The sequence below is a fragment of the Pseudomonas sp. BF-R-19 genome (assembly GCF_019956445.1).
Taxonomy (GTDB): Bacteria; Pseudomonadota; Gammaproteobacteria; order Pseudomonadales; family Pseudomonadaceae; genus Aquipseudomonas; species Aquipseudomonas fluorescens_BH.
In genome coordinates, this window is sequence record NZ_JAHBDN010000032.1 from 75,372 (window position 1) to 98,513 (window position 23,142).

General features: G+C 59.4%; 19 protein-coding genes, 2 tRNA genes and 2 pseudogenes. 14 read left to right on the forward strand and 9 right to left on the reverse strand.

The genetic code is table 11. The features are described from left to right. Positions 1 to 68 precede the first annotated feature (68 nt). From KGB28_RS03945 to ychF, 8 genes are all read left to right on the forward strand, one after another. Positions 69 to 1,793: a tetratricopeptide repeat protein gene (locus tag KGB28_RS03945; protein ID WP_223442520.1), complete on the forward strand. Its 1,725-nt coding sequence runs from the start codon at positions 69 to 71 to the stop codon at positions 1,791 to 1,793. 4 nt (positions 1,794 to 1,797) lie between these two features. Next, positions 1,798 to 2,415, forward strand: a complete 618-nt coding sequence (gene lolB, locus KGB28_RS03950) for a lipoprotein insertase outer membrane protein LolB (protein ID WP_150756376.1) — start codon at positions 1,798 to 1,800, stop codon at positions 2,413 to 2,415. A 1-nt stretch (position 2,416) separates the two neighbouring features. Further along, a complete protein-coding gene (gene ispE, locus KGB28_RS03955; protein ID WP_223442531.1) occupies positions 2,417 to 3,268 on the forward strand; it encodes a 4-(cytidine 5'-diphospho)-2-C-methyl-D-erythritol kinase in 852 nt (283 codons plus the stop codon). 36 nt (positions 3,269 to 3,304) lie between these two features. Then, positions 3,305 to 3,379: transfer RNA gene (locus KGB28_RS03960), tRNA-Gln, on the forward strand. 46 nt (positions 3,380 to 3,425) lie between these two features. Continuing rightward, entirely contained in the window at positions 3,426 to 4,367 is a 942-nt protein-coding gene (locus KGB28_RS03965; protein WP_003208392.1) for a ribose-phosphate pyrophosphokinase, read from the forward strand. 142 nt (positions 4,368 to 4,509) lie between these two features. Beyond that, positions 4,510 to 5,109: a 50S ribosomal protein L25/general stress protein Ctc gene (locus tag KGB28_RS03970; RefSeq protein ID WP_008046051.1), complete on the forward strand. Its 600-nt coding sequence runs from the start codon at positions 4,510 to 4,512 to the stop codon at positions 5,107 to 5,109. A gap of 169 nt (positions 5,110 to 5,278) precedes the next feature. Then, entirely contained in the window at positions 5,279 to 5,863 is a 585-nt protein-coding gene (pth, locus tag KGB28_RS03975) for an aminoacyl-tRNA hydrolase (protein WP_046030136.1), read from the forward strand. A gap of 22 nt (positions 5,864 to 5,885) precedes the next feature. Further along, positions 5,886 to 6,986 carry a redox-regulated ATPase YchF gene (gene ychF / locus KGB28_RS03980; RefSeq protein ID WP_150728018.1) on the forward strand — a complete coding sequence of 367 codons (1,101 nt, stop codon included), beginning with the start codon at positions 5,886 to 5,888 and terminating at the stop codon, positions 6,984 to 6,986. A 187-nt stretch (positions 6,987 to 7,173) separates the two neighbouring features. Here ychF and KGB28_RS03985 read toward each other — a convergent pair whose 3' ends face one another. Then, positions 7,174 to 8,391: an MFS transporter gene (locus tag KGB28_RS03985; protein ID WP_223442534.1), complete on the reverse strand. Its 1,218-nt coding sequence runs from the start codon at positions 8,389 to 8,391 to the stop codon at positions 7,174 to 7,176. A 334-nt stretch (positions 8,392 to 8,725) separates the two neighbouring features. On the opposite strand from KGB28_RS03985, the gene KGB28_RS03990 reads away from it, so the two are divergent. Then, on the forward strand, positions 8,726 to 10,783 hold the full coding sequence (locus KGB28_RS03990; protein WP_223442536.1) for a methyl-accepting chemotaxis protein: 2,058 nt from the start codon (positions 8,726 to 8,728) through the stop codon (positions 10,781 to 10,783). 15 nt (positions 10,784 to 10,798) lie between these two features. Here KGB28_RS03990 and KGB28_RS03995 read toward each other — a convergent pair. Then, positions 10,799 to 11,152: pseudogene (locus KGB28_RS03995) on the reverse strand (LysR substrate-binding domain-containing protein); the annotation flags it as partial. A gap of 49 nt (positions 11,153 to 11,201) precedes the next feature. Between KGB28_RS03995 and KGB28_RS04000 the strand changes: the two are divergent. Continuing rightward, positions 11,202 to 11,741, forward strand: a pseudogene (locus tag KGB28_RS04000) (amidase family protein); the annotation flags it as partial. Between the two features lie 80 nt (positions 11,742 to 11,821). After that, positions 11,822 to 11,898: transfer RNA gene (locus tag KGB28_RS04005), tRNA-Met, on the forward strand. A gap of 251 nt (positions 11,899 to 12,149) precedes the next feature. On the opposite strand, the gene KGB28_RS04010 is transcribed toward KGB28_RS04005, so the two are convergent. From KGB28_RS04010 to KGB28_RS04030, 5 genes are all read right to left on the reverse strand, one after another. After that, positions 12,150 to 12,833, reverse strand: coding sequence for an HAD family hydrolase (locus KGB28_RS04010; protein ID WP_223442539.1), 684 nt, complete (start codon positions 12,831 to 12,833; stop codon positions 12,150 to 12,152). Then, positions 12,830 to 13,858 carry an ABC transporter ATP-binding protein gene (locus KGB28_RS04015; RefSeq protein WP_223442542.1) on the reverse strand — a complete coding sequence of 343 codons (1,029 nt, stop codon included), beginning with the start codon at positions 13,856 to 13,858 and terminating at the stop codon, positions 12,830 to 12,832. The genes KGB28_RS04010 and KGB28_RS04015 overlap by 4 nt, the downstream gene beginning before the upstream one ends. A 9-nt stretch (positions 13,859 to 13,867) precedes the next feature. Beyond that, the gene (locus KGB28_RS04020) at positions 13,868 to 14,638 is read right to left on the reverse strand and encodes an ABC transporter permease (RefSeq protein ID WP_223442545.1); all 771 of its coding nucleotides are present in this window, start codon (positions 14,636 to 14,638) and stop codon (positions 13,868 to 13,870) included. After that, positions 14,628 to 15,515 (reverse strand): ABC transporter permease, encoded by an 888-nt coding sequence (locus KGB28_RS04025; RefSeq protein WP_223442548.1) that lies wholly within the window; start codon positions 15,513 to 15,515, stop codon positions 14,628 to 14,630. The genes KGB28_RS04020 and KGB28_RS04025 overlap by 11 nt, the downstream gene beginning before the upstream one ends. Positions 15,516 to 15,689: 174 nt before the next feature. Then, positions 15,690 to 16,745 carry an ABC transporter substrate-binding protein gene (locus KGB28_RS04030; RefSeq protein ID WP_223442551.1) on the reverse strand — a complete coding sequence of 352 codons (1,056 nt, stop codon included), beginning with the start codon at positions 16,743 to 16,745 and terminating at the stop codon, positions 15,690 to 15,692. 396 nt (positions 16,746 to 17,141) lie between these two features. On the opposite strand from KGB28_RS04030, the gene KGB28_RS04035 reads away from it, so the two are divergent. Next, positions 17,142 to 17,879 (forward strand): UTRA domain-containing protein, encoded by a 738-nt coding sequence (locus tag KGB28_RS04035; RefSeq protein WP_223442553.1) that lies wholly within the window; start codon positions 17,142 to 17,144, stop codon positions 17,877 to 17,879. 22 nt (positions 17,880 to 17,901) lie between these two features. Here the strand turns inward: KGB28_RS04035 and KGB28_RS04040 are convergent, their stop codons facing one another. After that, complete coding sequence (locus KGB28_RS04040) at positions 17,902 to 19,005, reverse strand: DUF2817 domain-containing protein (RefSeq protein ID WP_223442556.1); 1,104 nt, start codon at positions 19,003 to 19,005, stop codon at positions 17,902 to 17,904. A gap of 166 nt (positions 19,006 to 19,171) precedes the next feature. Here KGB28_RS04040 and ggt point away from each other — a divergent pair, with 166 nt between their 5' ends. Continuing rightward, the gene (gene ggt, locus KGB28_RS04045; protein ID WP_223442559.1) at positions 19,172 to 21,004 is read left to right on the forward strand and encodes a gamma-glutamyltransferase; all 1,833 of its coding nucleotides are present in this window, start codon (positions 19,172 to 19,174) and stop codon (positions 21,002 to 21,004) included. A 62-nt stretch (positions 21,005 to 21,066) separates the two neighbouring features. On the opposite strand, the gene ddlA is transcribed toward ggt, so the two are convergent. Next, complete coding sequence (gene ddlA, locus KGB28_RS04050) at positions 21,067 to 22,161, reverse strand: D-alanine--D-alanine ligase (protein WP_223442562.1); 1,095 nt, start codon at positions 22,159 to 22,161, stop codon at positions 21,067 to 21,069. Between the two features lie 165 nt (positions 22,162 to 22,326). Here ddlA and KGB28_RS04055 point away from each other — a divergent pair, with 165 nt between their 5' ends. Beyond that, a complete protein-coding gene (locus KGB28_RS04055; protein ID WP_223442565.1) occupies positions 22,327 to 23,136 on the forward strand; it encodes an AraC family transcriptional regulator in 810 nt (269 codons plus the stop codon). Positions 23,137 to 23,142 lie beyond the last annotated feature (6 nt).

The window sequence follows — 23,142 nt, forward strand, 5'->3', positions numbered from 1 at the left end:
GCCGGTTATGTTTGGCCGAAAGCTTGTGTCATGATGATCCGACCGCAGGTTAGTCGTCCTCCTCCTATATGAATAGATCTTCCGCGTTGCTCCTCGCTATTGTCTTCCTCAGCGGCTGCCAGGCCTTGGCACCCGCTTCACCGGACGGTACGTCACCGGTTGAAGACAGCACCCCGGCCCCTGAAAAGCCCAAGGTCTACAGCTCATTCAGCGAGGAAACCGTCTTCAGCCTGTTGAGCGCCGAACTCGCTGGCCAGCGCAATCGTTTCGACATTGCCCTGGACAACTATGTGACCCAGGCCATCAACACCCAGGATCCGGGCATCTCCGAGCGGGCATTTCGTATCGCCGAATATCTGGGCGCCGATCAGGCAGCCCTGGATACCGCGCTGATCTGGGCCAGGAACGCCCCCGACGACCTCGAAGCGCAACGTGCCGCCGCCGTGCAACTGGCACGCGCCGGGCGTTATGACGACTCCATGGTCTATATGGAGAGAGTCCTGCAAGGCAAGGGCGACACCCATTTCGACTTCCTTGCGCTGTCTGCGGCCGACACCGACCAGGACACCCGCAACGGCTTGATGCAAAGCTTCGACCGTTTGTTGCAGCGTCATCCGGACAACAGCCAGCTGATTTTCGGCAAGGCCTTGCTGATGCAACAGGACGGCGACACCAAGGGCGCGTTGAAGCTGCTGGAAGACAATCCACCTGAAGACGGCGAAATCGCCCCGATCCTGCTGCGCGCACGCCTGCTGCAAACCCTCGATCGCGGTGACGAGGCCTTGCCGCTGCTGCAGAAAAGCATCAAGAAATACCCGGACGACAAGCGCCTGCGCCTGACTTACGCGCGCATGCTGGTTGAACAGGACCGCATGGACGACGCCAAGGCCGAGTTCTCGAGCCTGGTTCAGCAGTACCCGGAAGACGACGAACTGCGTTACTCCCTGGCACTGGTCTGCCTGGAAGCCAAGGCCTGGAACGAGGCCAAGGGTTATCTTGAAGACCTGATCGCCCGGGAAAGCCACGTCGACTCGGCACACCTGAACCTCGGCCGCATCGCCGAAGAACAAAACGACCCGCAAGGCGCGTTGATCGAGTACGCCAAGGTTGGCCCGGGCAACGATTTCCTGCCGGCGCAATTGCGTCAGGCCGACATCCTGATAGACAACGGCAGGACCGCCGAAGCGCAAAGAAAGCTGGCGGCAGAGCGCGACGAGCAGCCGGATTACGCGATCCAGCTGTACCTCATCGAAGCCGAAACCCTGTCCGCCAACAATCAGGGCGACAAGGCCTGGAATGTTCTGCATCAAGCCTTGCAGCAATACCCGGACGATTTGAACCTGCTCTACACCCGCGCCATGCAGGCGGAAAAACGCAATGACCTGGCGCAGATGGAAAAAGACCTGCGTACGATCATCAAGCGCGACCCGGACAATGCCATGGCGTTGAACGCCCTCGGCTACACCCTGTCCGACCGCACCACGCGCTACGCCGAAGCCAAGGCCCTGATCGAGCAGGCACACCAGATCAGCCCGGAAGACCCGGCGGTGCTCGACAGCCTTGGCTGGGTGAATTACCGCCTGGGCAATCTCGACGAAGCCGAGCGCCTGCTGCGCCAGGCCCTGGATCGCTTCCCCGATCAGGAAGTCGCCGCTCACCTGGGCGAAGTCCTGTGGGCAAACGGCAAACAGCGCGAAGCCAGACAAGTCTGGGGCAAATTCCTCAAGGAACAGCCTGACAGCCCGACCCTGCGCGGCACCATCAAACGCCTGACCGGATCAGAGACTCTTTAAGATTATGTTTTTGCGCCATTTCATCGTTTTCAGTTTTATCGCCCTGCTCGCCGGTTGCGCGGGCCTGGGTCCCCGCGAATCGGTCGTGGGCCATGGCAACGCCGCCCAATGGCGCGAGCACAAACAGCAACTGACCGGCCTCGATGGCTGGCAGATCGACGGCAAGATCGGCATCCGCGCCCCGAAAGACTCGGGCAGCGGCACGCTGTTCTGGTTGCAGCGCCAGGATTACTACGACATTCGCCTGTCGGGACCACTGGGCCGCGGCGCGGCTCGCCTGACCGGACGTCCGGGCAAGGTGTCGCTGGAAGTCGCCAACCAGGGACGTTACGACGCACCGAATCCGGAAGTGCTGCTCGAAGAACAGCTGGGCTGGAAATTACCGGTGTCCGACCTGGCCTGGTGGGTGCGCGGGCTCCCGGCTCCCGACAGCAAAAGTCGCCTGACCCTGGACGGCGACAGCCGCCTGGCCAGCCTGGAACAGGATGGCTGGAAGGTCGACTACACCTCGTACACGCAACAAAACGGTTTCTGGCTGCCCGAGCGCATCAAGCTCAGCGGTACCGACCTTGATGTCACGCTGGTGATCAAGGTCTGGCAACCGCGCAAACTGGGGCAATGACATGCCGGACAATCGCCTGACGCTGCCCTCGCCGGCCAAACTCAATTTGATGCTGCACATCCTGGGTCGCCGCGAAGACGGCTACCACGAACTGCAGACGATGTTTCAGTTTCTCGATTACGGCGACGAAATCACCTATGCCCTGCGCGATGACGGTGTCATTCAATTGCACACCGAGTTCCCGGGCGTCCCCCACGACAGCAACCTGATCGTCAAGGCCGCCAGAAAACTTCAGGAGCAATCCGCTTGCTCGCTGGGCGTCGACATCTGGATCGAAAAAATCCTGCCCATGGGCGGCGGCATTGGTGGCGGCAGCTCGAATGCCGCAACGACTTTGCTCGGCCTCAATCATCTGTGGCAATTGGGCTGGGATGAAGATCGCCTGGCTGGCCTGGGGTTGACGCTGGGCGCCGACGTCCCGGTTTTCGTACGTGGACACGCGGCTTTTGCCGAGGGTGTGGGGGAAAAACTGACCCCTGTCGACCCGGAAGAACCGTGGTATCTGGTGCTGGTACCGCAAGTCTCTGTAAGTACGGCAGAAATTTTTTCAGATCCGTTGTTGACACGTAACACTCCTCCCATTAAAGTGCGCCCCGTTCCCAAGGGAAACAGTCGAAATGACTGCTTGCCGGTGGTAACAAGGCGTTATCCAGAGGTACGTAACGCTTTGAATTTGTTAGGTAAATTTACCGAAGCAAAACTCACCGGAACTGGAAGTTGTGTGTTTGGGGGCTTCCCAAGCAAAGCTGAAGCTGATAAAGTCTCGGCCCTTCTTACAGAGACCCTTACAGGGTTTGTAGCAAAAGGAAGCAACATTTCGATGTTGCATCGCAAGCTGCAAAGTCTGCTCTAAAGGAACCGATTACCGGGTAATCGTTGCAACAAATACAGGGGCGTCGCCAAGCGGTAAGGCAGCAGGTTTTGATCCTGCCATGCGTTGGTTCGAATCCAGCCGCCCCTGCCATTTTCCTATACTCATCCAGGTTACCCTCAGCCTTCAGGTACTGCGCGTGTCCAAGATGATGGTCTTTACGGGGAACGCTAACCCCGATCTGGCTCGGCGTGTCGTACGTCAGCTGCATATCCCTCTCGGTGACATCTCTGTCGGTAAATTCTCCGACGGCGAAATTACAGCCGAGATCAATGAAAACGTCCGCGGTAAAGACGTCTTCATTATTCAGCCGACTTGCGCTCCGACCAACGATAACCTGATGGAACTGGTAGTGATGGCTGATGCCTTCCGCCGCTCCTCGGCTACTCGTATCACTGCTGTTATTCCTTACTTTGGTTATGCCCGTCAGGATCGCCGTCCGCGTTCCGCACGTGTGGCTATCAGCGCGAAAGTCGTGGCTGACATGCTTACCGTAGTCGGCATCGACCGTGTTCTCACGGTTGATCTGCATGCTGACCAAATCCAGGGTTTCTTCGATATTCCGGTAGATAACATCTACGGCTCCCCGGTTCTGGTGGATGACATCGAAGATCAGCGCTTCGAAAACCTGATGATCGTATCCCCGGACATTGGCGGCGTCGTGCGTGCACGTGCGGTTGCCAAATCCCTGGGCGTGGATCTCGGGATCATCGACAAACGCCGTGAGAAAGCCAATCACTCTGAAGTGATGCATATCATCGGTGATGTCGAAGGGCGTACCTGTATTCTGGTCGATGACATGGTCGATACCGCCGGCACCCTGTGCCACGCGGCCAAGGCCCTGAAAGAGCATGGCGCTGCCAAGGTTTTCGCCTACTGCACACACCCTGTGCTGTCCGGTCGGGCGATCGAAAACATCGAAAATTCCATGCTGGACGAACTGGTGGTGACTAACACCATCCCGTTGTCCGCTGCTGCACAAGCCTGCTCGCGTATCCGTCAACTGGATATCGCGCCGGTAGTTGCCGAGGCGGTTCGCCGCATCAGCAATGAAGAATCGATCAGTGCGATGTTCCGCTAAGGGCCCTGCCCTTCTCGAAATGTCTCGTTGACGAAAAGCGCCCCGCCCCGGCATTCCTGTCGGGGCGGGGCTTTTTTGCCCATATCGCCTTTAGCGCTGGTCGCAAACGCTGGGGCGAATGTGGTTATTTTGGAGATACAACATGAACGATTTTACCCTGAATGCTGAAGTGCGTTCCGACCTGGGGAAAGGTGCGAGCCGCCGCCTGCGTCGTCTCGCAAGCCTGGTTCCAGCTGTAGTTTACGGTGGCGAAAAAGCCCCTGAATCCATCAGCATGCTGGCCAAAGAAGTTGCCAAACTGCTCGAAAACGAAGCGGCTTACAGCCACATCATCGAGCTGAACGTTGGTGGCACCAAGCAGAACGTCGTGATCAAAGCCCTGCAGCGTCACCCGGCCAAAGGCCACGTGATGCACGCTGACTTCGTACGCGTAGTAGCTGGCCAGAAACTGACCGCTATCGTTCCAGTGCACTTCATCAACGAAGAAGCACCGACCAAGAAAGGCGGCGAAATCTCGCACGTTGTTGCCGAGATCGAAGTTTCCTGCCTGCCGAAAGATCTGCCTGAGTTCATCGAAGTCGACCTGGCTAACGCTGAAATCGGTTCGATCATTCACCTGTCGGACCTCAAGGCGCCTAAAGGCGTTGAGTTCGTGGCCCTGGCACACGGCGATGACAAGGCTGTTGCCAACGTCCACGCTCCACGTGTTGCTCCAGAAGCTGCAGAAGGCGCTGCAGAGTAATTTTACTCTGTACGCCGGAGTGACCGGAAACATCGCGGACTAGAGCATAGCGAGAAAGCGGGCGAGAACGCGGAGTTTACATCATGGTAAATGAGCAATTTTCGTCCACTTTCGCCGCTTTCCCTGATTGCGGCGATGTTATCCACCACTCCAAGGAAGGGCCCCTATCGTGACTGCCATCAAACTGATCGTTGGCCTGGGAAATCCAGGCGCTGAATACGAACAGACCCGGCATAACGCAGGGGCCCTTTTTGTTGAGCGCATCGCGAACGCACAAGGCGTGAACCTTGTGGCGGACCGCAAATATTTCGGCCTGACCGGGCGCTATTCGCATCAGGGTCAGGATGTTCGTCTGCTGATTCCCACCACGTACATGAACCGCAGCGGCCAGGCCGTGGCGGCACTCGCCGGTTTCTTCCGCATCAAGCCTGAAGAAATCCTCGTGGCGCACGACGAACTCGACCTGCCACCCGGCGTTGCCAAGCTCAAGCAGGGCGGCGGCCATGGCGGTCACAACGGGTTGCGCGACATCATCGCGCAACTGGGCAATCAGAATACCTTTCATCGCCTGAGGCTTGGCATTGGCCACCCGGGCGTTGCCAGTATGGTTTCAAATTTCGTCCTGGGTCGTGCGCCACGCGCCGAACAGGAAAAACTCGATGCCAGCATCGACTTTGCCCTCGGCGTGCTGCCGGATATCCTCGCCGGGGAATGGAACCGCGCGATGAAAAACCTGCACAGCCAGAAGGCCTGACTCTTATCCGAGGGGAAACACCATGGGATTCAATTGCGGCATCGTCGGCCTGCCTAACGTCGGCAAGTCCACCCTGTTCAACGCCCTGACCAAATCCGGGATCGCGGCCGAGAACTTCCCCTTCTGCACCATCGAACCCAACAGCGGTATCGTGCCGATGCCGGATCCGCGCCTGGATGCCCTGGCAGCCATCGTCAATCCAAAGCGCATCCTGCCGACCACCATGGAGTTCGTCGACATCGCCGGCCTGGTTGCCGGTGCGTCGAAAGGTGAAGGCCTGGGTAACAAGTTCCTGGCCAACATCCGTGAAACCGATGCCATCGCCCACGTGGTCCGCTGCTTCGAAGACGAGAACGTGATTCACGTCTCCAACAGCGTCGACCCGAAACGCGACATCGAAATCATCGAACTGGAACTGATCTTCGCCGACCTCGACAGCTGCGAGAAGCAACTGCAGAAAGTTGCGCGCAACGCCAAGGGCGGTGACAAGGACGCAGTGGTCCAGAAAGGCCTGCTGGAGCAACTGATCGCCCACTTCACCGAAGGCAAGCCAGCGCGCAGCCTGATGAAGAACATGGGTGCCGACGAGAAAGCGGTGATCAAGGGCTTCCACCTGCTGACCACCAAACCGGTCATGTACATCGCCAACGTCGCTGAAGACGGTTTCGAGAACAACCCGCACCTGGACGTTGTACGCGCCATCGCCGAAGAAGAAGGCGCCGTGGTTGTACCGGTGTGCAACAAGATCGAAGCGGAAATCGCCGAGCTCGATGACGGCGAAGAAAAAGACATGTTCCTCGAAGCCCTGGGCCTCGAAGAGCCTGGCCTGAACCGCGTGATCCGCGCTGGCTACGAAATGCTGCACCTGCAGACCTACTTCACCGCCGGTGTCGAAGAAGTCCGCGCCTGGACCGTCCGCGTCGGTGCCACCGCACCACAAGCCGCAGGCGTGATCCACACCGACTTCGAAAAAGGCTTCATCCGTGCCGAAGTGATCGCCTACAACGACTTCATCCAGTACAAGGGCGAAGCCGGTACCAAGGAAGCCGGCAAATGGCGCCTGGAAGGCAAGGACTACATCGTCAAAGACGGCGACGTGATGCACTTCCGCTTCAACGTCTAAGCTATACGCCCCAAAAAAAGCCGCGTTTGATTCGCGGCTTTTTTTTGCCTGAAACAATCATCCGCCACACCACCGACCCCCTGCGGGAGCGGGCTTGCTCGCGAAGGCGGTGTGTCATTTACAGTTGTACTGACTGACACGCCCTCTTCGCGAGCAAGCCCGCTCCCACAGGGGGATTTGTGTTGGCTCAGGTCTTTTTGGTACGCGGCAGGAAGATCGCCAACACCCCGAACAACGGCAAGAACGAACACAGGTAGTACACGTATTCGATGCCGTGTATGTCCGCCAGATGCCCAAGCAGCGCCGCACCAATCCCGCCGAAGCCGAACATCAAACCGAAGAACACCCCGGCGATCATCCCGACATTGCCCGGCACCAACTCCTGGGCGTACACCACGATGGCCGAGAACGCCGAGGCGAGGATGAAGCCGATGACTACGCTGAGGATGCTGGTCCAGAACAGGTCGACATGGGGCAGCAGCAATGTGAACGGCGCAACACCGAGGATCGAGAACCAGATCACCGCCTTGCGCCCGATCTTGTCGCCGATCGGCCCGCCGAAGAATGTCCCCGCCGCGACCGCGCCGAGAAACAGGAACAGGTGCAACTGCGAACTGGCCACCGACAGGTCGAACTTCTCGATCAGGTAGAAGGTGAAGTAGCTGGTGAGGCTCGACATGTAGAAATACTTGGAGAACACCAGCAACCCGAGTACCACCAGCGCACTGGTCACTCGGCCCTTGGACAGGCCGTGAGTCGCCGCCTGACCTTGCTTGAGCTTGAACAGGTTCAAGTGGTTGGCGTACCAGCGGCTGATCCGGTAGAGCACGAACAGCGCAAACACCGCGAACAGGCCGAACCACGCCACCTGCCCTTGACCGTAGGGAATGATGATCGCCGCCGCCAGCAACGGGCCGAACGCCGAGCCTGCGTTACCGCCGACCTGGAAGGTCGATTGCGCCAGCCCGAAACGCCCGCCCGAAGCCAGGCGCGCCACGCGGGACGCTTCCGGGTGGAAGGTCGATGAACCGATGCCGATCAGCCCCGCCGCCAGCAGGATTAGCGGGAAACTGGCGACCACCGACATCATCAGAATACCGACCAGGGTGCAGACCGTCCCCGCCGGCAACAACCACGGCTTGGGATGGCGGTCGGTGTAATAACCGACCCACGGCTGCAGCAGCGAGGCCGTCAACTGGAACGTCAGGGTGATCAGGCCGACCTGGGTGAAAGTCAGGCCATAGTTGGCCTTGAGCATCGGATAGATCGACGGCAGCACCGACTGGATCAGGTCGTTGATCAAGTGCGCCAGCGCTACCGCGCCAATGATGCGCATCACCAGGGGACTGCTTTGGGGCGTAGCGGACGCCGGCACTGAGCCGGTCTGGGCGTTGCTGATAGCCATGGGAGTTTCCAGACAACAGGAGGTACGAACGTGCAGGTGCGTCAATGTGCCATTTTTCGGTGCGGCAACGCCATCCCCTTAGCCTGCTAACGACTTCGATTTTTCATCGCCACATCCTTGATGGCGCAAAGCCATGGTCTGAATCTTGCCTTCCTTGTCGGCTTGAACGCGGCTTCCTTACAAAGGAGACCGACAATGGGAAGTTTCGCCACAGAGTCGGCCTACAGAGCGGACAAGGGTGAACTTTCGAGGCCTTTTTAGAGGGCACGAGTCGGAGGTGCGACAACCTCCGACGCACGCCAATAGTGCGTGGTGTCCAGAGGAGTCATGGGGCATGCAGGCTTTTTTATCACCGGGGATCGGGCTGCTGGGGCGTTTTGGCTTCGCACGTAAATTCCAGCTGTTGTTTCTGCTGTTTATCCTGCCGCTGGCCGGCAGCCTGTGGATGATCGGCCAGGACTATCGCGACAAACTCAACTTGATCTCCGGCGAACGCGCCGGGGTGCGGCAACTGCTTGCGCTCGATGCGCTGGATGACCTGCTCGCCGCCCAGCGTGATCGCGCCGCCCGATGGCGCGCCACGGAAACCAATCGCCAGCCCACGCCGGCCACCCTCGCCGCGATGGCCGCCTTCGATGCGGTTCAGCCCGCCGTCATCCAGGCCACTGCCGAGCTGGGCAATGCCCTGCAAAAAGAAAGCGCCGAGGGCGAAACCCTGTCGCGTTACCAGGCCCTGCAAACCGCCCTCGATGGCCTCGATTCAAAAAGCCTGAGCAATGTCGGCTGGTGGCCCGATGGCTACGATCGCTTCACCAACGCCTTGAGCGCCCTGCAAGCCTTGCGCGAGCAGATCGCCATGGACAATCGCCTGACGCTGGCACCTTGGCTGGAAACCTACTTGCTGACGCAGATCTCCACCCAGCACGCGCCGGACCTGATCGAACGGGTCGGTCGTCTGGCGGCGGTGGGTCAGGCCTCGGTGGTGTCCGGGCAGTTCACCCTGCAAAGCCGTCTGCAACTGCGCGACTTGCGCAGCCGCATCGGCGATGCGCGTGAGCAGCTGGTGAAAACCGCAGGCCTGCTCGAAGCGCGCTTGCCCAGCGCCCTGAAAACCTGGGCCGGGCAATACCATGACAGCCTCAAGCGCCTCGATGCGGGCCTGAAGGTGCTGGATGACGGCGTGTTCGGCGGCAGCATCAACCTCAAGCCGGAGGACTTCGAGCGCAGTCTCGATGCCCTGCTCTCCGACCTCGCCGCGTTGCGCCAGCAGTCGCTGGTGTCGCTGGATCAACGCCTGGATTACTACCACGACTCGGCGATCCGCCAGTTCATTGTGGTGGCCGCCGTGTTGGGCTGCCTGCTGTTGGCCGCGCTGTATCTGTTCATCTGTTTGCAGGCCTCGATCCGCCGCAGCGCCAGCGGCATCACGGTACTGGCCGAGGCCTTGCGCGATGGCAATCTGAGCCTGCAGGTGCCGGTTCAGGGTCGAGACGAACTGGCAGTCATCAGCACCGCGCTTAACGTCGCCGTAGTGCAACTGCGCACCAGCCTGCAAGGGGTAGATCACGAAACCCTGCAACTGAGCAACGCGGTACAAACCCTCAACCATCACTCCAGCGACGCCCTGGGCGAAGTCGAAGCCCAGCAGCTGCAGATCAGCCAGATTGCCGCTGCGGCGACGCAACTGGCCGCCACCTCCCAAGGGGTGGCCCACAGTTGCGAACAGGCGTCCGGCAGCGCCCAGCACACCCGACGCATTGCCGCCGACAGCAGCCGTGACAGCCAGCGCACCACCGCGAGCATCCAGCAGCTCAATCAACGCCTGAACGAGACCGCTGCGGCACTGGGCCGGGTCAGCGAGCAGGGACAGCAGATTCAACTGGTGGTCGACACCATTCGCGGCGTCGCCGAGCAGACCAACCTGCTGGCACTCAACGCCGCCATCGAGGCGGCTCGGGCGGGCGAGCAAGGGCGTGGCTTCGCGGTGGTGGCCGATGAGGTGCGCAGCCTGTCCCAACGCACGCAATCGTCGACCGCACAGATTGCCGGTACGGTCGACAGCCTGCGCAACACCGTGAATGAGGCCGTCAGCCTGATGCAAGCCGCGTGCAGTCAGGCAGAAAGCGATGCACAAGCGGTTACCGGCCTCGGTGAACGGCTCGGGGAAATCGCCAGTGCGGTGCAGAGCGTCACCGATACCCTGGCGCAAATCGCCACGGCGGTGGAAGAACAGGCCAGTACCGCCGACGAGGTCAGCGGCAATATCCAGCAGGTCGATCAAGCGGCGGTGCGTTTGCTCGAAGGTGCCCGCGCGGTGAACCAGGCGGCGGACACCTTGAGCCACGGCAGCAAGGCCCTCAGCGCCAACACCGGGCGCTTCCGCTTGAGTTGAGTCCGCCAGGACTTCTCAGGCGCGGATCACCGCCTCCGGGAAGTCCTGCTCCAGTTCGCTCTTGAGCCAGTCGATAAACCACGCCACGTCCGCCGAGAGCTCGGCGGACGGCGTCAGCACCCGATAGCTTTCCAGCTTCACCTGCGCGTCCACCACCCGCACCAGCTTGCCGCTATGGAGTTCTTCGCGCACCAGCACTTCGTTGGCCAGCGCAATGCCCTGCCCGCTCTCAGCCACCGACAGCGCGTGGTCGTTGTTGACGTAGAGCATGTCCGAATTGAGGTGGATGTCGAGGTCGTTGGCGGCGAACCACAGGTTCCACCACTCGCCGTCATCGACGTGGATCAGGTTGTGTTTCACCAGGTCCGCGTGCCCTTCGATGACAGTGCCGACCTGTTTATCGACCAACTCGGCTACGCCAGAGAAGCTGTGGAGCAGTTGGCGGACGTTGCGCCACTGGATGGTCGCCGGCTCGTTGGGCGCGACCTATGCCGACCCGCAAAAACGTGCGCTGTTGAAACCGGAAGCCTGCTGGGAAGTGGAGAACGGCCTGAAACTCTCGGCCACCGATGTGTTTGCTGCCTCGGTGACGCGTAGCGACTGGTATCGGGCGATCTCCAGGTTGTTCGAAAAATACGACTACCTGCTGCTGCCCAGCGCCCAGGTGTTCCCGTTCGATAAAACCCGACCGTGGCCCGCCGCCATCGAAGGCGTGACCATGGACACTTATCACCGCTGGATGGAGGTGGTGATTCCCGGCACCTTGTCCGGCTGCCCGGTGGCTAACGTACAGGTCGGTTTCAACGCCAGCGGCCTGCCCATGGGCCTGCAAATCATCGGCCGGCACCAGGCCAACTTCGCCGTCCTGCAACTGGCGCACGCGTACGAACAGGCCAGCCGCTGGTTCCAGCGCTGCCCTTCACCCCTGCTCGGAGGGTCGATTTTGCTAAAGAGTTGATAAACGGTTGAAAGCGCAGAGAAATATCTTAGATTTGTGCTTGACGCATCCCCGTTACCGGTGAATAATGCGCGCCACTTGGCTACATAGCTCAGTTGGTTAGAGCATAGCATTCATAATGCTGGGGTCCGGGGTTCAAGTCCCTGTGTAGCCACCAAGTACCTGTTTATAGATGTCTACAGCAGTCTATAAACAACCTCAAGAAGCCCGCCTAGTGCGGGCTTTCTTGTGTCTGGGGCATTTGTTCTTTCACTCCATGCACCCGGACAAGGCCTGCCGCCTTTATGACGAACAAGGCCTCTGCCTGGAAGTACATCCCCATGGCGGCCCATGACAAATCCTGGGTTAGCCGAGGTACCGGCGGGCCCGCTGCCTTGTGGCGCAATAATGCATTGAAGCGCGACTGGATTAACCCGTGACGCCGTGCTCATCTTGCGCCAACTGCCAGTCATACTGTCGCCATTGATGCTGGTCCGAGACCTGTTTCAACGCTGGTGCGGGGTTGACGACACACGCATGCTGGACCACATGTAAAAGCGGCAAATCATTCACCGAGTCACTGTAGCCATAGCTGCCTTGCAAGTTGCTGCCATGGTGCTTCAGCCACGCCTGCAAGCGCTCCACCTTGCCTTCCCGAAAACTGAGTATCCCTTTAGTCGCGCCGGTAAAGCTGCCACCTTCCTGTTCAAGTTCGATGGCGATCACCTCGTCCACGCCCAGCATGGCCGCGACACGGCGCACGATAAAGTCAGCCGTCGCGGAGATGATCAACAGCTGGTTTCCCTGTTGGCGATGCCACTCGATTTGCCGACGTCCGGCTGGATATATGCGGGGAGCAATGATGCTGGAAACAAAGTCATCAGCCCATCGCTCCACTTCGCTGACGGCCACTCCAGACAACGGTTGGAGCGTAAAGTCCATGTACTGCGCCATGGAGAGTTCGCCCAGATGATAGGCTTGCATCATCGCCTGCTCGGTGACCAGCATGTCGGCTGCGGCCACACCACGTTGCACCAGATAGCGCAGCCAGAGACTGGAGCTATCGCAATCGACAAGGGTCTCGTCCAGGTCAAAAATAGCCAAAACCGTCATGCGACCTCCTGCAGTTCTTCACGATTGAACAGCAGATCGAGCGGCGCGCCTGCCGGCAGTAAAGAACCTGAACTGCGATTGAGCATATCGACCATCAACGAGCAGCCTTGCGCATCGACGTGGTAACGAATGACGTTGCCGAGCAGTTGATGGTGACGGACCCTGGCGCGGCACGGTGCACCCAGATGCGGGCCATAACTGCGGCCGGCTTGCGCCACATGGATCGCTTCCGGCCGGATTGCCAGTTGTCCTTGTATGCGCAGGCCAAGCAGTTGTTCCGCCTGACGGGCATCCAGCAGGTTGTAGCTACCCATGAAGCGCGCGACAAAACCATTGGCGGGACGGGTGTAGATTGTCTCGGCGCTCCCTTCCTGCACAATGCGACCGCCATCCATGACAATGATGCGGTCGGACAACATCAGCGCTTCTTCCTGATCGTGGGTCACGAAAATAGTCGTCAGTTTCAGCTGCGACTGAATCCGCCTGATCTCCTCCTGCAGGTTCTTGCGGATGCGCGCATCCAGTGCCGACAGTGGTTCATCCAGCAACAGGATGCGTGGCCGCACCACCAATGCCCTCGCCAGGGCTACACGCTGACGCTGGCCGCCGGAGAGCTGACTCACGAACTTGTTCTCGTGCCCCTGCAATTCAACCAGGCGCACCGCTTCGGTCACGCGCTGGAAGGTTTCATCGACACTGACGCCCTGCATTTTCAGGCCGAAGGCAATATTGCCCATCACCGTCAGATTCGGAAACAACGCATAGCTCTGGAAGACCATGCCGATACCACGTTTTTGCGGAGCAACATGGGTAATGTTATTTCCCGCCACCTGGATCTGACCGCTATCGACGTCAGTCAAACCGGCGATGCAGCGCAACAAGGTCGACTTGCCGCAGCCACTGGGACCGAGCAGGGTCACCAGTTCGCCTTCCTTGATATTGAAATGGATGTCGTCAAACACGCGGGTCTTGCCCGAGCCCTTGCCGTAGTATTTCGACAAGTTGGATACTTCAAGATAATTCATCGCACAGTCCTATCGACTCAAGCGGGTGGCAATCCAGGTCACGCCCAGCGTAAATATGAAATAGCTCATCACCACGGCACTCATGAAATGGCCGCTGGTGGAGCGCACGGAATAGAGATAGACGTTCAAGGTTTCGTAACGGCTGCCCACCAATATGTTGGCGAACACGAACTCGCCCAGCAGGAAGGAGAACGAGAGAAACAACGCGGCCATCAGGCCCTTGCGGATGTTCGGCAAGATCACCCGCAAAAAAGCGGCGGGAGTGCTTGCCCCTAGCAGGTGCGCCGCATCCATCAGGTCACGCACGTTCAGCCCTTGCAGACCGTTGGCGAGTGCCCGGTACATGAACGGCAGGACAATCGTGAAATAGCACCCGATCAATACCCACGGCGTACCGATCAGTGGAAGCGGGCCATCGGCATAAATCTGTAACAAGCCCACTGACGAGACCACAGGCGGCACCGCGAACTGGATCAGGATCAGGATGTTCATCCAACGATCCAGGTTCGGGAAATAATGGAACACGACAAATGCGGCAGGCACGATGACCACTGTGCTGAAGACCAATGTGCCCAGTGCAATCAACAGGGAGTGGCTAAATGCACTCAAGAACCGCGGCTCTTGCCACAACTTGAGGTACCAGTCGAACGTCAGCCCGTCGGGCAATATGGTTGCCCCCCAGTGCTGGGAAAATGAATACACCAGGGTCGCCAGAACAGGGACACTGAGTAGCGCCATCACGCCATACAACACGAACTGGTGATAACGGTTAGTGTGCATGGTAGCTTCTCTTCATCAAGAGCTGGTTGACCATCGCCACGAGCACCAACATCGCCACCAGAAGCACGGACAGTGCTGCCGCCAGATTCGGTTCCAGAGAAATGTCCCCGGCGACCAGGCTGGAAATGCGGATGGTGACCAGGTTGTAATTGGAGGTCATCAGTGCATACGCACTCGCATACGCCCCCATGGCATTAGCCAACAACAATATGAAAGTGCCGAGTACCGCCGGCAGCAGTACCGGCAATGCAACCAGACGCCAGTAACTGGCACGGCTGGCACCCAGCAAAGAGGCTGCCTCTTGCCAATCATCTTGCAGCGCATCAAAGGCTGGATAGAGCAACAACACCGCTAGCGGTATTTGGAAATAGCTGTAAATCAGCGTCAGACCGGTCTGCGTGTATAAATTGAAATCAGCCAGCAAACCCCATCGCCGCAAGAGCAAGGTCACGGCGCCATTAGTTCCCATCACGATAATGAAGGCGAATGCCAATGACACCCCACTTAGATTGCTGGCCATATTGGTGAATGCCACCGTCATGTCGCGCAGCGCGCAATCCACCCGCTTCAATGAAGCGGCGACCACCAGCGCGATGGCTAATCCGATCAAGCTGGAGCAGACGGAAACCCAAAGGCTGTTACCAAAGGCCTGCCGGTAAAACGGGGAATGCAGGATTTCACTGAAATTCGCCAGCGACCATGCGCCATCAACCTGCACACTGTTGATCAGCAGCCAGGCTGTCGGTGCCAGTGAAAACAGCGCCAACACACATAACAAGGGCAATAGAACCAGCGCCGCCCGCCAGTGGCGAAAGCGTGGGTGATGCCGGGTGTCGAGAGTCACTGGTATTGCCAGCGGGTTCGATGCAGAAGTCATACAGCTAGCCATTCCGTGTTACATGGTTTTTGATAAGCGAGCGCGAAATATGGCCGGCACAAACCTTAGTGCGACCATTACCCTGCTCTCTGCTCTGATGCTCACTTCTAAAAACCGTAGCGAGCGACCCAAGTCGTGCAGCAGGTTTTTAGAAGCGAACTAACGCGGGTGGAGTTACTTGTTATAAATCATGACTTGTTCTTGCCACTGCCGCGGTATGGCCTTGGTGGTTGTCTCCCAAGCCGCGAAATCCTGGATCGGTTTGGCGTTGCGATACTGTTCAGCCGACAGCATCTTTTCCTTTACATCCTGTGGCAGGACGACGTTGCTGCGAATCGGACGCGCATAACCACGCGCCAGGTTAATCTGGCCTGCATCGCTGAAAATGTATTCACGCGCCAGTTTGGCGGCGTTCGGATGCTGTGCGTATTTGTTGATGAGGGTTGAATAACCGGCACTCACACTACCGTCAGTGGGAATGGATACCGTGAACTGGGATGGATCGATCTTGTCGCGATAGCTCAATGACGTGAAGTCCCATAACAGGGCAACTTCCACTTCACCTTTTTCCATGTTGGCGATACTCGCATCGGTCATGGAGAGCCGCCCTTGTTTAGCCAACTCTGCAAATAACTGATACGCAGGTTGCAAGTTCTTTTCGTTGCCGCCATTGGCAATCGCCGCTGCCAGCAGAGCGCTATTGGCTTGCGCCGAGACGCCCACTTCGCCAACCGTCACCTTGTAATTGCCTTTGAGCAAATCGCCCCAGTTCTTTGGCGGATTTTTGACCAGTTTGTTGTTGCTGATGAAGGAAATGGTCCCGCTGTAAGCCACCATCCAATGACCGTCTGCGTCCTTGGCCCAAGCCGGAATTTCGTCCCAGGTGGTCGGCTTGTAGGCCTGGGTAACGCCCTTCCTGACGGCAATCGGGCCGAAAGATTGGCCAACGTCACCGATATCGCCTGATGCGTTCGATTTTTCAGCTTCGAATTTTGCGATTTCCTGCCCCGAGCTCATGTCGGTGTCCTGATGTACCAGGCCGTACGTTTGCGTGATCTGAGCCCAGGTATCTTTCCAGTTTGCCCAGTTATCCGGCATGCCCAAACTATTGACCGCGCCTTCTTTTTTGGCTGCGGCGACTAAAGCATCCAGCTCCGACTGCGCGTACGCACTGGAAACTGCAATCGACAAGGCACCTGCAAGCAAACTCGTAATCAGTATTTTTTTCATGGAATAGCCGTGTGGTATAGACCAGATTGGGGCGGAAACTGGATGCTACCCATAAGAAATGACCGAAATGTGACACTTGAGACGCTCCGACTCGGCCCCCTGATGCAATTGAATAGGCGTTAAGCACCTGGCCGGGATAGAACAGGGCTGTCGTTGCACCAAGGAATGTCTGTCGATGCCACGCTTATTCACGCGCCCGACACGACCAGAAACAACGAAGGTAATCGGCACCAGAGCGCAGGTGCGGACGAAGGTCTGAGCATCCGCTCCGGGTGATCAATCGTCAGAGGGACAGTGGGCGAGGTGCGCCCGAAGAGAGTCAGTTGAGTCGAGTAAAGGTAATGAAATGATGAACTGGGATAATATCAGCGCTCAAAAATCATCCAGACCATCACCGTGACAGAAAAAATAACCACCCAAGCTGCCACCATCTATCACGCCCTGGCAACGCAAATCATCAATGGCACTCTGGCGTCCGGTAGCAAGCTCCCTCCCGAACGAGAGCTGAGCGATCTGTTTTCCACAACCCGCATCACGCTCAGAGAAGCCCTGCAAAGAATGGAAGCGGAAGGATCGATCTATCGGGAAAGCAGGCGCGGCTGGTTTGTTACCCCACCCCGACTGGTGTACAACCCCTTCACAAATTCGCTGTTCCACCAGATGGTCGAAAGCCAGGGGCGCAAGGCACTCACACAGGTCATTTCGACCAGTACGGAATTGGCGAGCCCGGAGTTATGCCTGAAGTTGGCGGTGCTGCCGTTAAGCAGGCTGCACTGTATACGCCGTCTACGCTCAGTCGATGGTCGCCCCGTGATGTTTGTAGAACATTATCTGAAACCAGAGTTTTTCCCGGACATATTGAAACTGGACCTGACTCAGTCGCTGACATTGATTTACCGAAAACACTATGACATCCATTGCGGCCGCGCGACTTTTGATATTTACCCGACTGCGGCGCAGGCCAGCGTGGCGAATTATCTCAATCTGCCAGAAGGCAGTCCGCTGTTAATGATAATTCGCGTCAACTATGATCAGCATGGACAGATTCTTGATTGCGATCGCGAGTTCTGGCGTCATGACGCAGTCCGGATTTCCATGGATAGCCAAACACTGCATCCAGACAAAGTGGCTTGACCCTGCAGCTTCCCCCTGAACTTTATACCGTCGGCAATGCGGACAACGCCCGCTCCCAGATCTGCCACGTCCGCAACCAGACCATCGCCTGCCAATCGCTGTCGGCGGGATAGAACTGCTCCAGCAGACTCAGCTTGATCCCGCGCCCTGTTGCGTCATTCGGGTTGCCATGCAGATGCAGCCAGTGGTCATCGCGCAGATGCCGGTGAACATCCCGCCCCGGGTACGTACCGCACTCGATGACGAAAGGCATCAACCATACCTGCGGCAGCGCGTCGATCAATGCCTGCGAGGTGTAGCCGGTGGCCGTTGCCGCCACGCCGGTTTCGCTCAGGGTGTCGACGCCGGTTTGCAGGCTGTAGAGCCACGGACCGTAAATCGCCTGCGCATCCACCAGCGCCGGATAGGCGGACTCGGTGATGGTCAACAACATCGGATGACCGTACTCGCCAGCGCCCGTGTGCAAGTCGAAACACATGGCGACCTCGGCATGGGCCACGTGCTTTTGCACGATCTTGTGCAGCGTGCGGTTCGACCAGCTCGGCGCCAGCCCGCCGAAAAACAGGCCGTCGGGATGAGCATGCTGACCGCCCTCGACAATCGACATGACTGCCGGCCAGCCGTGCAGGCGAATCTGCTCGTCGAGCAAGGCATCGGCGCGATCACGCTGCGGGCCATGCAACTGCGGGCAGGCATAGATTTCATGCAGGGCGTTGTAGGCCTGGTTGTCCGGCAGTGGGCGCTGGAAATCCAGGTGATTGCGGTTCAGGTCGATGTTGTCTTCGTTGACCCGGCGCAACCACGCCATGCCCCAGGGGTTGATGGCATGGATCATGACCACGGCGACATCCGTTGGCAGGGAACGCTTGCCCAACTCTTGCAACCATTTGATCTGGCAGCCCGAGCCATAGAAGCCTTCGACCCCGTGAGTGCCGCTCAACGCGATCAGCAGCCGCTTGGCGCCCGGATCACCCAGCACCGCCACATCGGTACTCAGGGGTTCGCCGAACGGTCCTTTGAGCGGGTGTCGATATTCCGTCAGCGTTGCGCCTGCCGTGGTCGCCGCGGCCAGGAACTGTTCACGCTGGTTGCGATAGCTGGACTGGGTGGGGAACTCGGTTTGCATGTCTGCCTCTTGTTGATCTTCTGGCCTGCCTGTTGGCAACGACCCTACAGAAAATCCTGCCATTGATGAAGGACAAAAACATCGGTGCCGTTGGACCTGGTTTGCTTCCCTCCCGGTCGGCCGATAAAGTCCACTGATCGTAGATCCAACGGACGGAGTACCCCACGTGTTCTCAACCTTCCCTTTGCGCCGCTATCGCCTGCCAGCCCTGATTCTGCTCGCCAGTGCCTTGACCCTGGCCGCGTGCAACAACGCTTCGGTGCCGACGCTGCCGCTCGCACCGGAAAGCGCTTCCGGTTTTCGCACCGACCTGAAAACCCAACACGCCGAGAAATACATGGCAGCGGCGGCCAACCCGCTGGCGGCCGAAGCCGGGCGGGAGATGCTGCGCCGAGGCGGCTCGGCCATCGACGCGGCGATTGCGATGCAAGCGGTGTTGACGCTGGTCGAGCCACAGTCTTCGGGCATCGGCGGCGGCGCATTGATCGTACTCTGGGATGGCAAGGCCGTGCGCACCTACGACGGACGTGAAACCGCCCCGGCCGGTGCCAGCGAGAAGCTTTTCCTGCAAGCCAACGGACAACCGATGGGGTTCACCCAGGCGCAGATTGGCGGCCGCTCGGTGGGCACGCCCGGCGTATTGCGCGCCCTGGAACTGGCCCATCAAAAACACGGACGCCTGCCCTGGGCGCAGCTGTTTGAACCGGCCATCCAGCTCGCCGAGCAAGGCTTCGCCATTTCGCCACGCCTGCACCGGTTGATCGCCGCGGATTCGTCCATGCCGCGCTCGCCGGAAATGATGGCGTACTTTCGTAATGCTGATGGCAGCCCAAAAGCCGCCGGCACAAACCTGAAGAACCCGGCACTGGCCGCGGTGCTCAAACGCATCGCCCACGAAGGCCCGGATGCCCTCTACAAAGGCCCGGTCGCCGAGGAAATCGCGACCAAGGTTCAGGGACACGCCAACCCCGGCAGCTTGTCCGTAAGCGACCTCGCCAACTACCAGGCCAAGGAGCGCGCGCCGCTGTGCACCGACTACAAGCGCTGGCAAGTCTGCGGCATGCCGCCGCCATCGTCGGGCGGGATCGCCGTGGCGCAGATCCTCGGCACATTGCAAGCCCTGGAGACTCGCGACAAGCGCCTGGCGCTGGCGCCGCTGAAACCGGTCAAGACCACGGCCCCGGCCGGCATCGAACCCGATCCGCAAGCCGTGCATCTGATTTCCGAGGCCGAACGCCTGGCCTACGCCGACCGCGCACAATACTTAGCCGACGCAGACTTCGTCCCCGTGCCGGTCAAGGGCCTGGTCGACCCGGCCTACCTCGCCAGCCGCGCCGCCCTGATTGGCGACCGCAGCATGGGCACGGCCAAACCCGGCACTCCGCCGGGCATCCGGGTGGCCTATGCGCCGGACCGTTCGCCGCTGCGGATTTCCACCTCGCAAGTGGTGGCCGTCGATGACGCAGGCGGCGCCGTGTCGATGACCACCACCATCGAGTCGGCGTTCGGCTCGCACATCATGGTTCAGGGTTTCATGCTCAACAACGAGATGACCGACTTCTCGTTCATCCCCGAGGAAAACGGGCAGAAAGTCGCCAACCGCGCCGAACCCGGCAAACGCCCGCGCTCCTCCATGGCCCCGACCCTGATCTTCGACCGCCAGAGCGGCGAATTCCTCGCCACCGTCGGCTCCCCCGGCGGCTCGCAAATCATCGAATACGTGGCCAAATCCACCATCGGCCTGCTCGACTGGAACCTCGATGCGCAAGCCGCCATCAACCTGCCCAACTTCGGCAGCCGCAACGGCCCGACTGAACTGGAACAGGGGCAGTTCAGCCCGACGTTGATTCAGGCGCTGAAAGACAAAGGGCACAGCGTGAGCGAAATCGACATGACCAGCGGCACCCAGGCGATTGTTCGGGTCAAGGACGCCCAAGGCAAAGCGTCGCTGACAGGCGGGGCCGATCCTCGGCGTGAAGGGCAAGCGTTGGGGGATTGAGTCGTACGCGGGGATGAGAAAGGGCTTACCGGTGGGTAGGCCCTTTGTACATGAGCAAGTCGCTATCGACTGATTTTCAATCCCTGCCGAACATGGTGCTTTTCCAGCGCCAGCTCGATCAGTCGCGTCACCAGTTCGCTGTAGGTCATGCCGGTGGCCTGCCACAGTTTCGGGTACATGCTGATGCGGGTGAAGCCGGGCAGCGAGTTGATTTCGTTGATCAGCACTTCGCCACTGTCGGTCAGGAATACATCGACGCGGGCCAAACCGGAGCAGCCAAGTACCTGGAACGCTTCGACGGCCAGGGCGCGAATGCGCTCGCTGGCCTCGACGCTGATATTGGCCGGCACCACCACTTCGGCAGCCGTGTCGTCGATGTACTTACTGTCGTAGGAATAGAACCCGCTGCGCACCACGATCTCGCCGCAGCCACTGGCGATGGTGTCTTCATTGCCGAGCACCGCGCATTCAATCTCACGGCCGCTGACGGCGGATTCGATCAACACCTTGGTATCGAAACTCAAGGCCAGCTCCACCGCAGCACTGTACTCAGCCTCGTCGGTGACCTTGCTCACGCCCACGGAAGAGCCCTGGTTCGCCGGTTTGACGAACAGCGGCAAACCCAACTTGCCCCGCACCTCGGCAAACCCGGTGCGCGCCGCCGTGGCGCGGGTCAATGTCACGAACGGCGTCACGGCCAGGCCGGCATCGCGCAGCAGGCGCTTGCTGATGTCCTTGTCCATGCACACGGCCGAGCCGAGCACATCGGAGCCGACAAACGGCAGATCGGCCATGCGCAGCAAGCCTTGCAGGCAACCGTCTTCTCCGAGGGTGCCGTGGACAATCGGGAAGATCACATCGACGTGACCGAGCATTTCCTGGCTGGAGGTTTCCACCAGTTGCTGACTGGCTTTGCCCGGCACCACGGCCAGCTCGCGATTGGACTGATTGAGGGCGATCAGCACCGGGTTTTCCTGGTTCAGCAAAAAGTTAGTAGGGTCGTTGAGGTGCCAGTGGCCTTGTTTGTCGATGCCGATCAGCACCGGCTCGAAGCGTGAACGATCCAGCGCATCGACGATGTTTTTCGCCGACTGCAACGACACCTCATGCTCGGCCGAACGGCCTCCGAAAATGATCCCCACGCGCAACTTGCTCATGACCTGGCCTCATCCTGACAAATAAAAAAGGACCTGTAGCGAATGCGCCCCACAGTGCAGTATTTGCCCTTGGTTTTCTAGCGGGCAAACCGCCATCCGATCAGAAGACAGGGAACCGTTGGCTGGGTTACCGTGTTGCACATCGATCCAAAGACAATCATCACCATGGCCAAGCAACTGCCTCGCAATGACTGGTTCCATCGCGCGCCCGATGTCGGCGGGCTGCAGCGTTTCGAGGCGTTTTTTGCCGGCCATGGCTACGACCTTCACCGCCACGACACCTATGCCATCGGCCACACCCTGGCCGGGGTGCAGAGTTTTCAGTATCGCGGTGGCAGGCGTCACAGCCTGCCGGGCACAACGATCGTGCTGCACCCGGACGAAGCCCACGATGGCGAGGCCGGCACCGAGTCCGGTTTCCAGTACCGGATGATGTACATCGAACCCGCACTGATCCAGCAGATGCTCGGCGGTCAGCCGCTGCCGTTCATCAAGAGCGGGCTGTCGAACGACCCACGTCTGTTCGCCGCCACGGGAGCGCTGCTGCGCAGCCTGGATTGCCCGCTCGATCCACTGGAAGAACAGGACGCGCTGTTCGATCTGGCGCAAGCCATGAGCGCGGTTTCCGGCGCGTCGGGCAAACGCTCGGGTTTCGATTACGTGGCCGCGCAGCGTGCGCGGGAATACATCCACGGCGCCCTGGATCGCACCGTGACCCTGGATGAACTGGCGCAGCACAGTGGTCGGGATCGCTGGAGCCTGTCCCGGGATTTTCGCCTGTTGTTCGGCACCAGCCCCTACCGTTACCTGACCATGCGCCGCCTGGACCTGGTCCGTGCGCTGCTGATTCAGGGCCAGAGCCTGGTCAGTGCCGCACTGATCGCAGGCTTCACCGACCAGAGCCACATGACGCGGCAATTCAGCAAGACCTACGGCCTGTCACCGGCCCGCTGGATCAACATGCAGCGCCGTTGAGCCACG

What these genes read in the sequence shown, in the direction of transcription:
- KGB28_RS03945 (WP_223442520.1), top strand. Translation starts at nt 69, where the DNA reads ATGAATAGATCTTCCGCGTTGCTCCTCGCTATTGTCTTCCTCAGCGGC.
- lolB (WP_150756376.1), top strand. Translation starts at nt 1,798, where the DNA reads ATGTTTTTGCGCCATTTCATCGTTTTCAGTTTTATCGCCCTGCTCGCC.
- ispE (WP_223442531.1), top strand. Translation starts at nt 2,417, where the DNA reads ATGCCGGACAATCGCCTGACGCTGCCCTCGCCGGCCAAACTCAATTTG.
- KGB28_RS03970 (WP_008046051.1), top strand. Translation starts at nt 4,510, where the DNA reads ATGAACGATTTTACCCTGAATGCTGAAGTGCGTTCCGACCTGGGGAAA.
- ychF (WP_150728018.1), top strand. Translation starts at nt 5,886, where the DNA reads ATGGGATTCAATTGCGGCATCGTCGGCCTGCCTAACGTCGGCAAGTCC.
- KGB28_RS03985 (WP_223442534.1), bottom strand. Translation starts at nt 8,391, where the DNA reads ATGGCTATCAGCAACGCCCAGACCGGCTCAGTGCCGGCGTCCGCTACG.
- KGB28_RS03990 (WP_223442536.1), top strand. Translation starts at nt 8,726, where the DNA reads ATGCAGGCTTTTTTATCACCGGGGATCGGGCTGCTGGGGCGTTTTGGC.
- KGB28_RS04010 (WP_223442539.1), bottom strand. Translation starts at nt 12,833, where the DNA reads ATGACGGTTTTGGCTATTTTTGACCTGGACGAGACCCTTGTCGATTGC.
- KGB28_RS04015 (WP_223442542.1), bottom strand. Translation starts at nt 13,858, where the DNA reads ATGAATTATCTTGAAGTATCCAACTTGTCGAAATACTACGGCAAGGGC.
- KGB28_RS04020 (WP_223442545.1), bottom strand. Translation starts at nt 14,638, where the DNA reads ATGCACACTAACCGTTATCACCAGTTCGTGTTGTATGGCGTGATGGCG.
- KGB28_RS04025 (WP_223442548.1), bottom strand. Translation starts at nt 15,515, where the DNA reads ATGACTTCTGCATCGAACCCGCTGGCAATACCAGTGACTCTCGACACC.
- KGB28_RS04030 (WP_223442551.1), bottom strand. Translation starts at nt 16,745, where the DNA reads ATGAAAAAAATACTGATTACGAGTTTGCTTGCAGGTGCCTTGTCGATT.
- KGB28_RS04040 (WP_223442556.1), bottom strand. Translation starts at nt 19,005, where the DNA reads ATGCAAACCGAGTTCCCCACCCAGTCCAGCTATCGCAACCAGCGTGAA.
- ddlA (WP_223442562.1), bottom strand. Translation starts at nt 22,161, where the DNA reads ATGAGCAAGTTGCGCGTGGGGATCATTTTCGGAGGCCGTTCGGCCGAG.
- KGB28_RS04055 (WP_223442565.1), top strand. Translation starts at nt 22,327, where the DNA reads ATGGCCAAGCAACTGCCTCGCAATGACTGGTTCCATCGCGCGCCCGAT.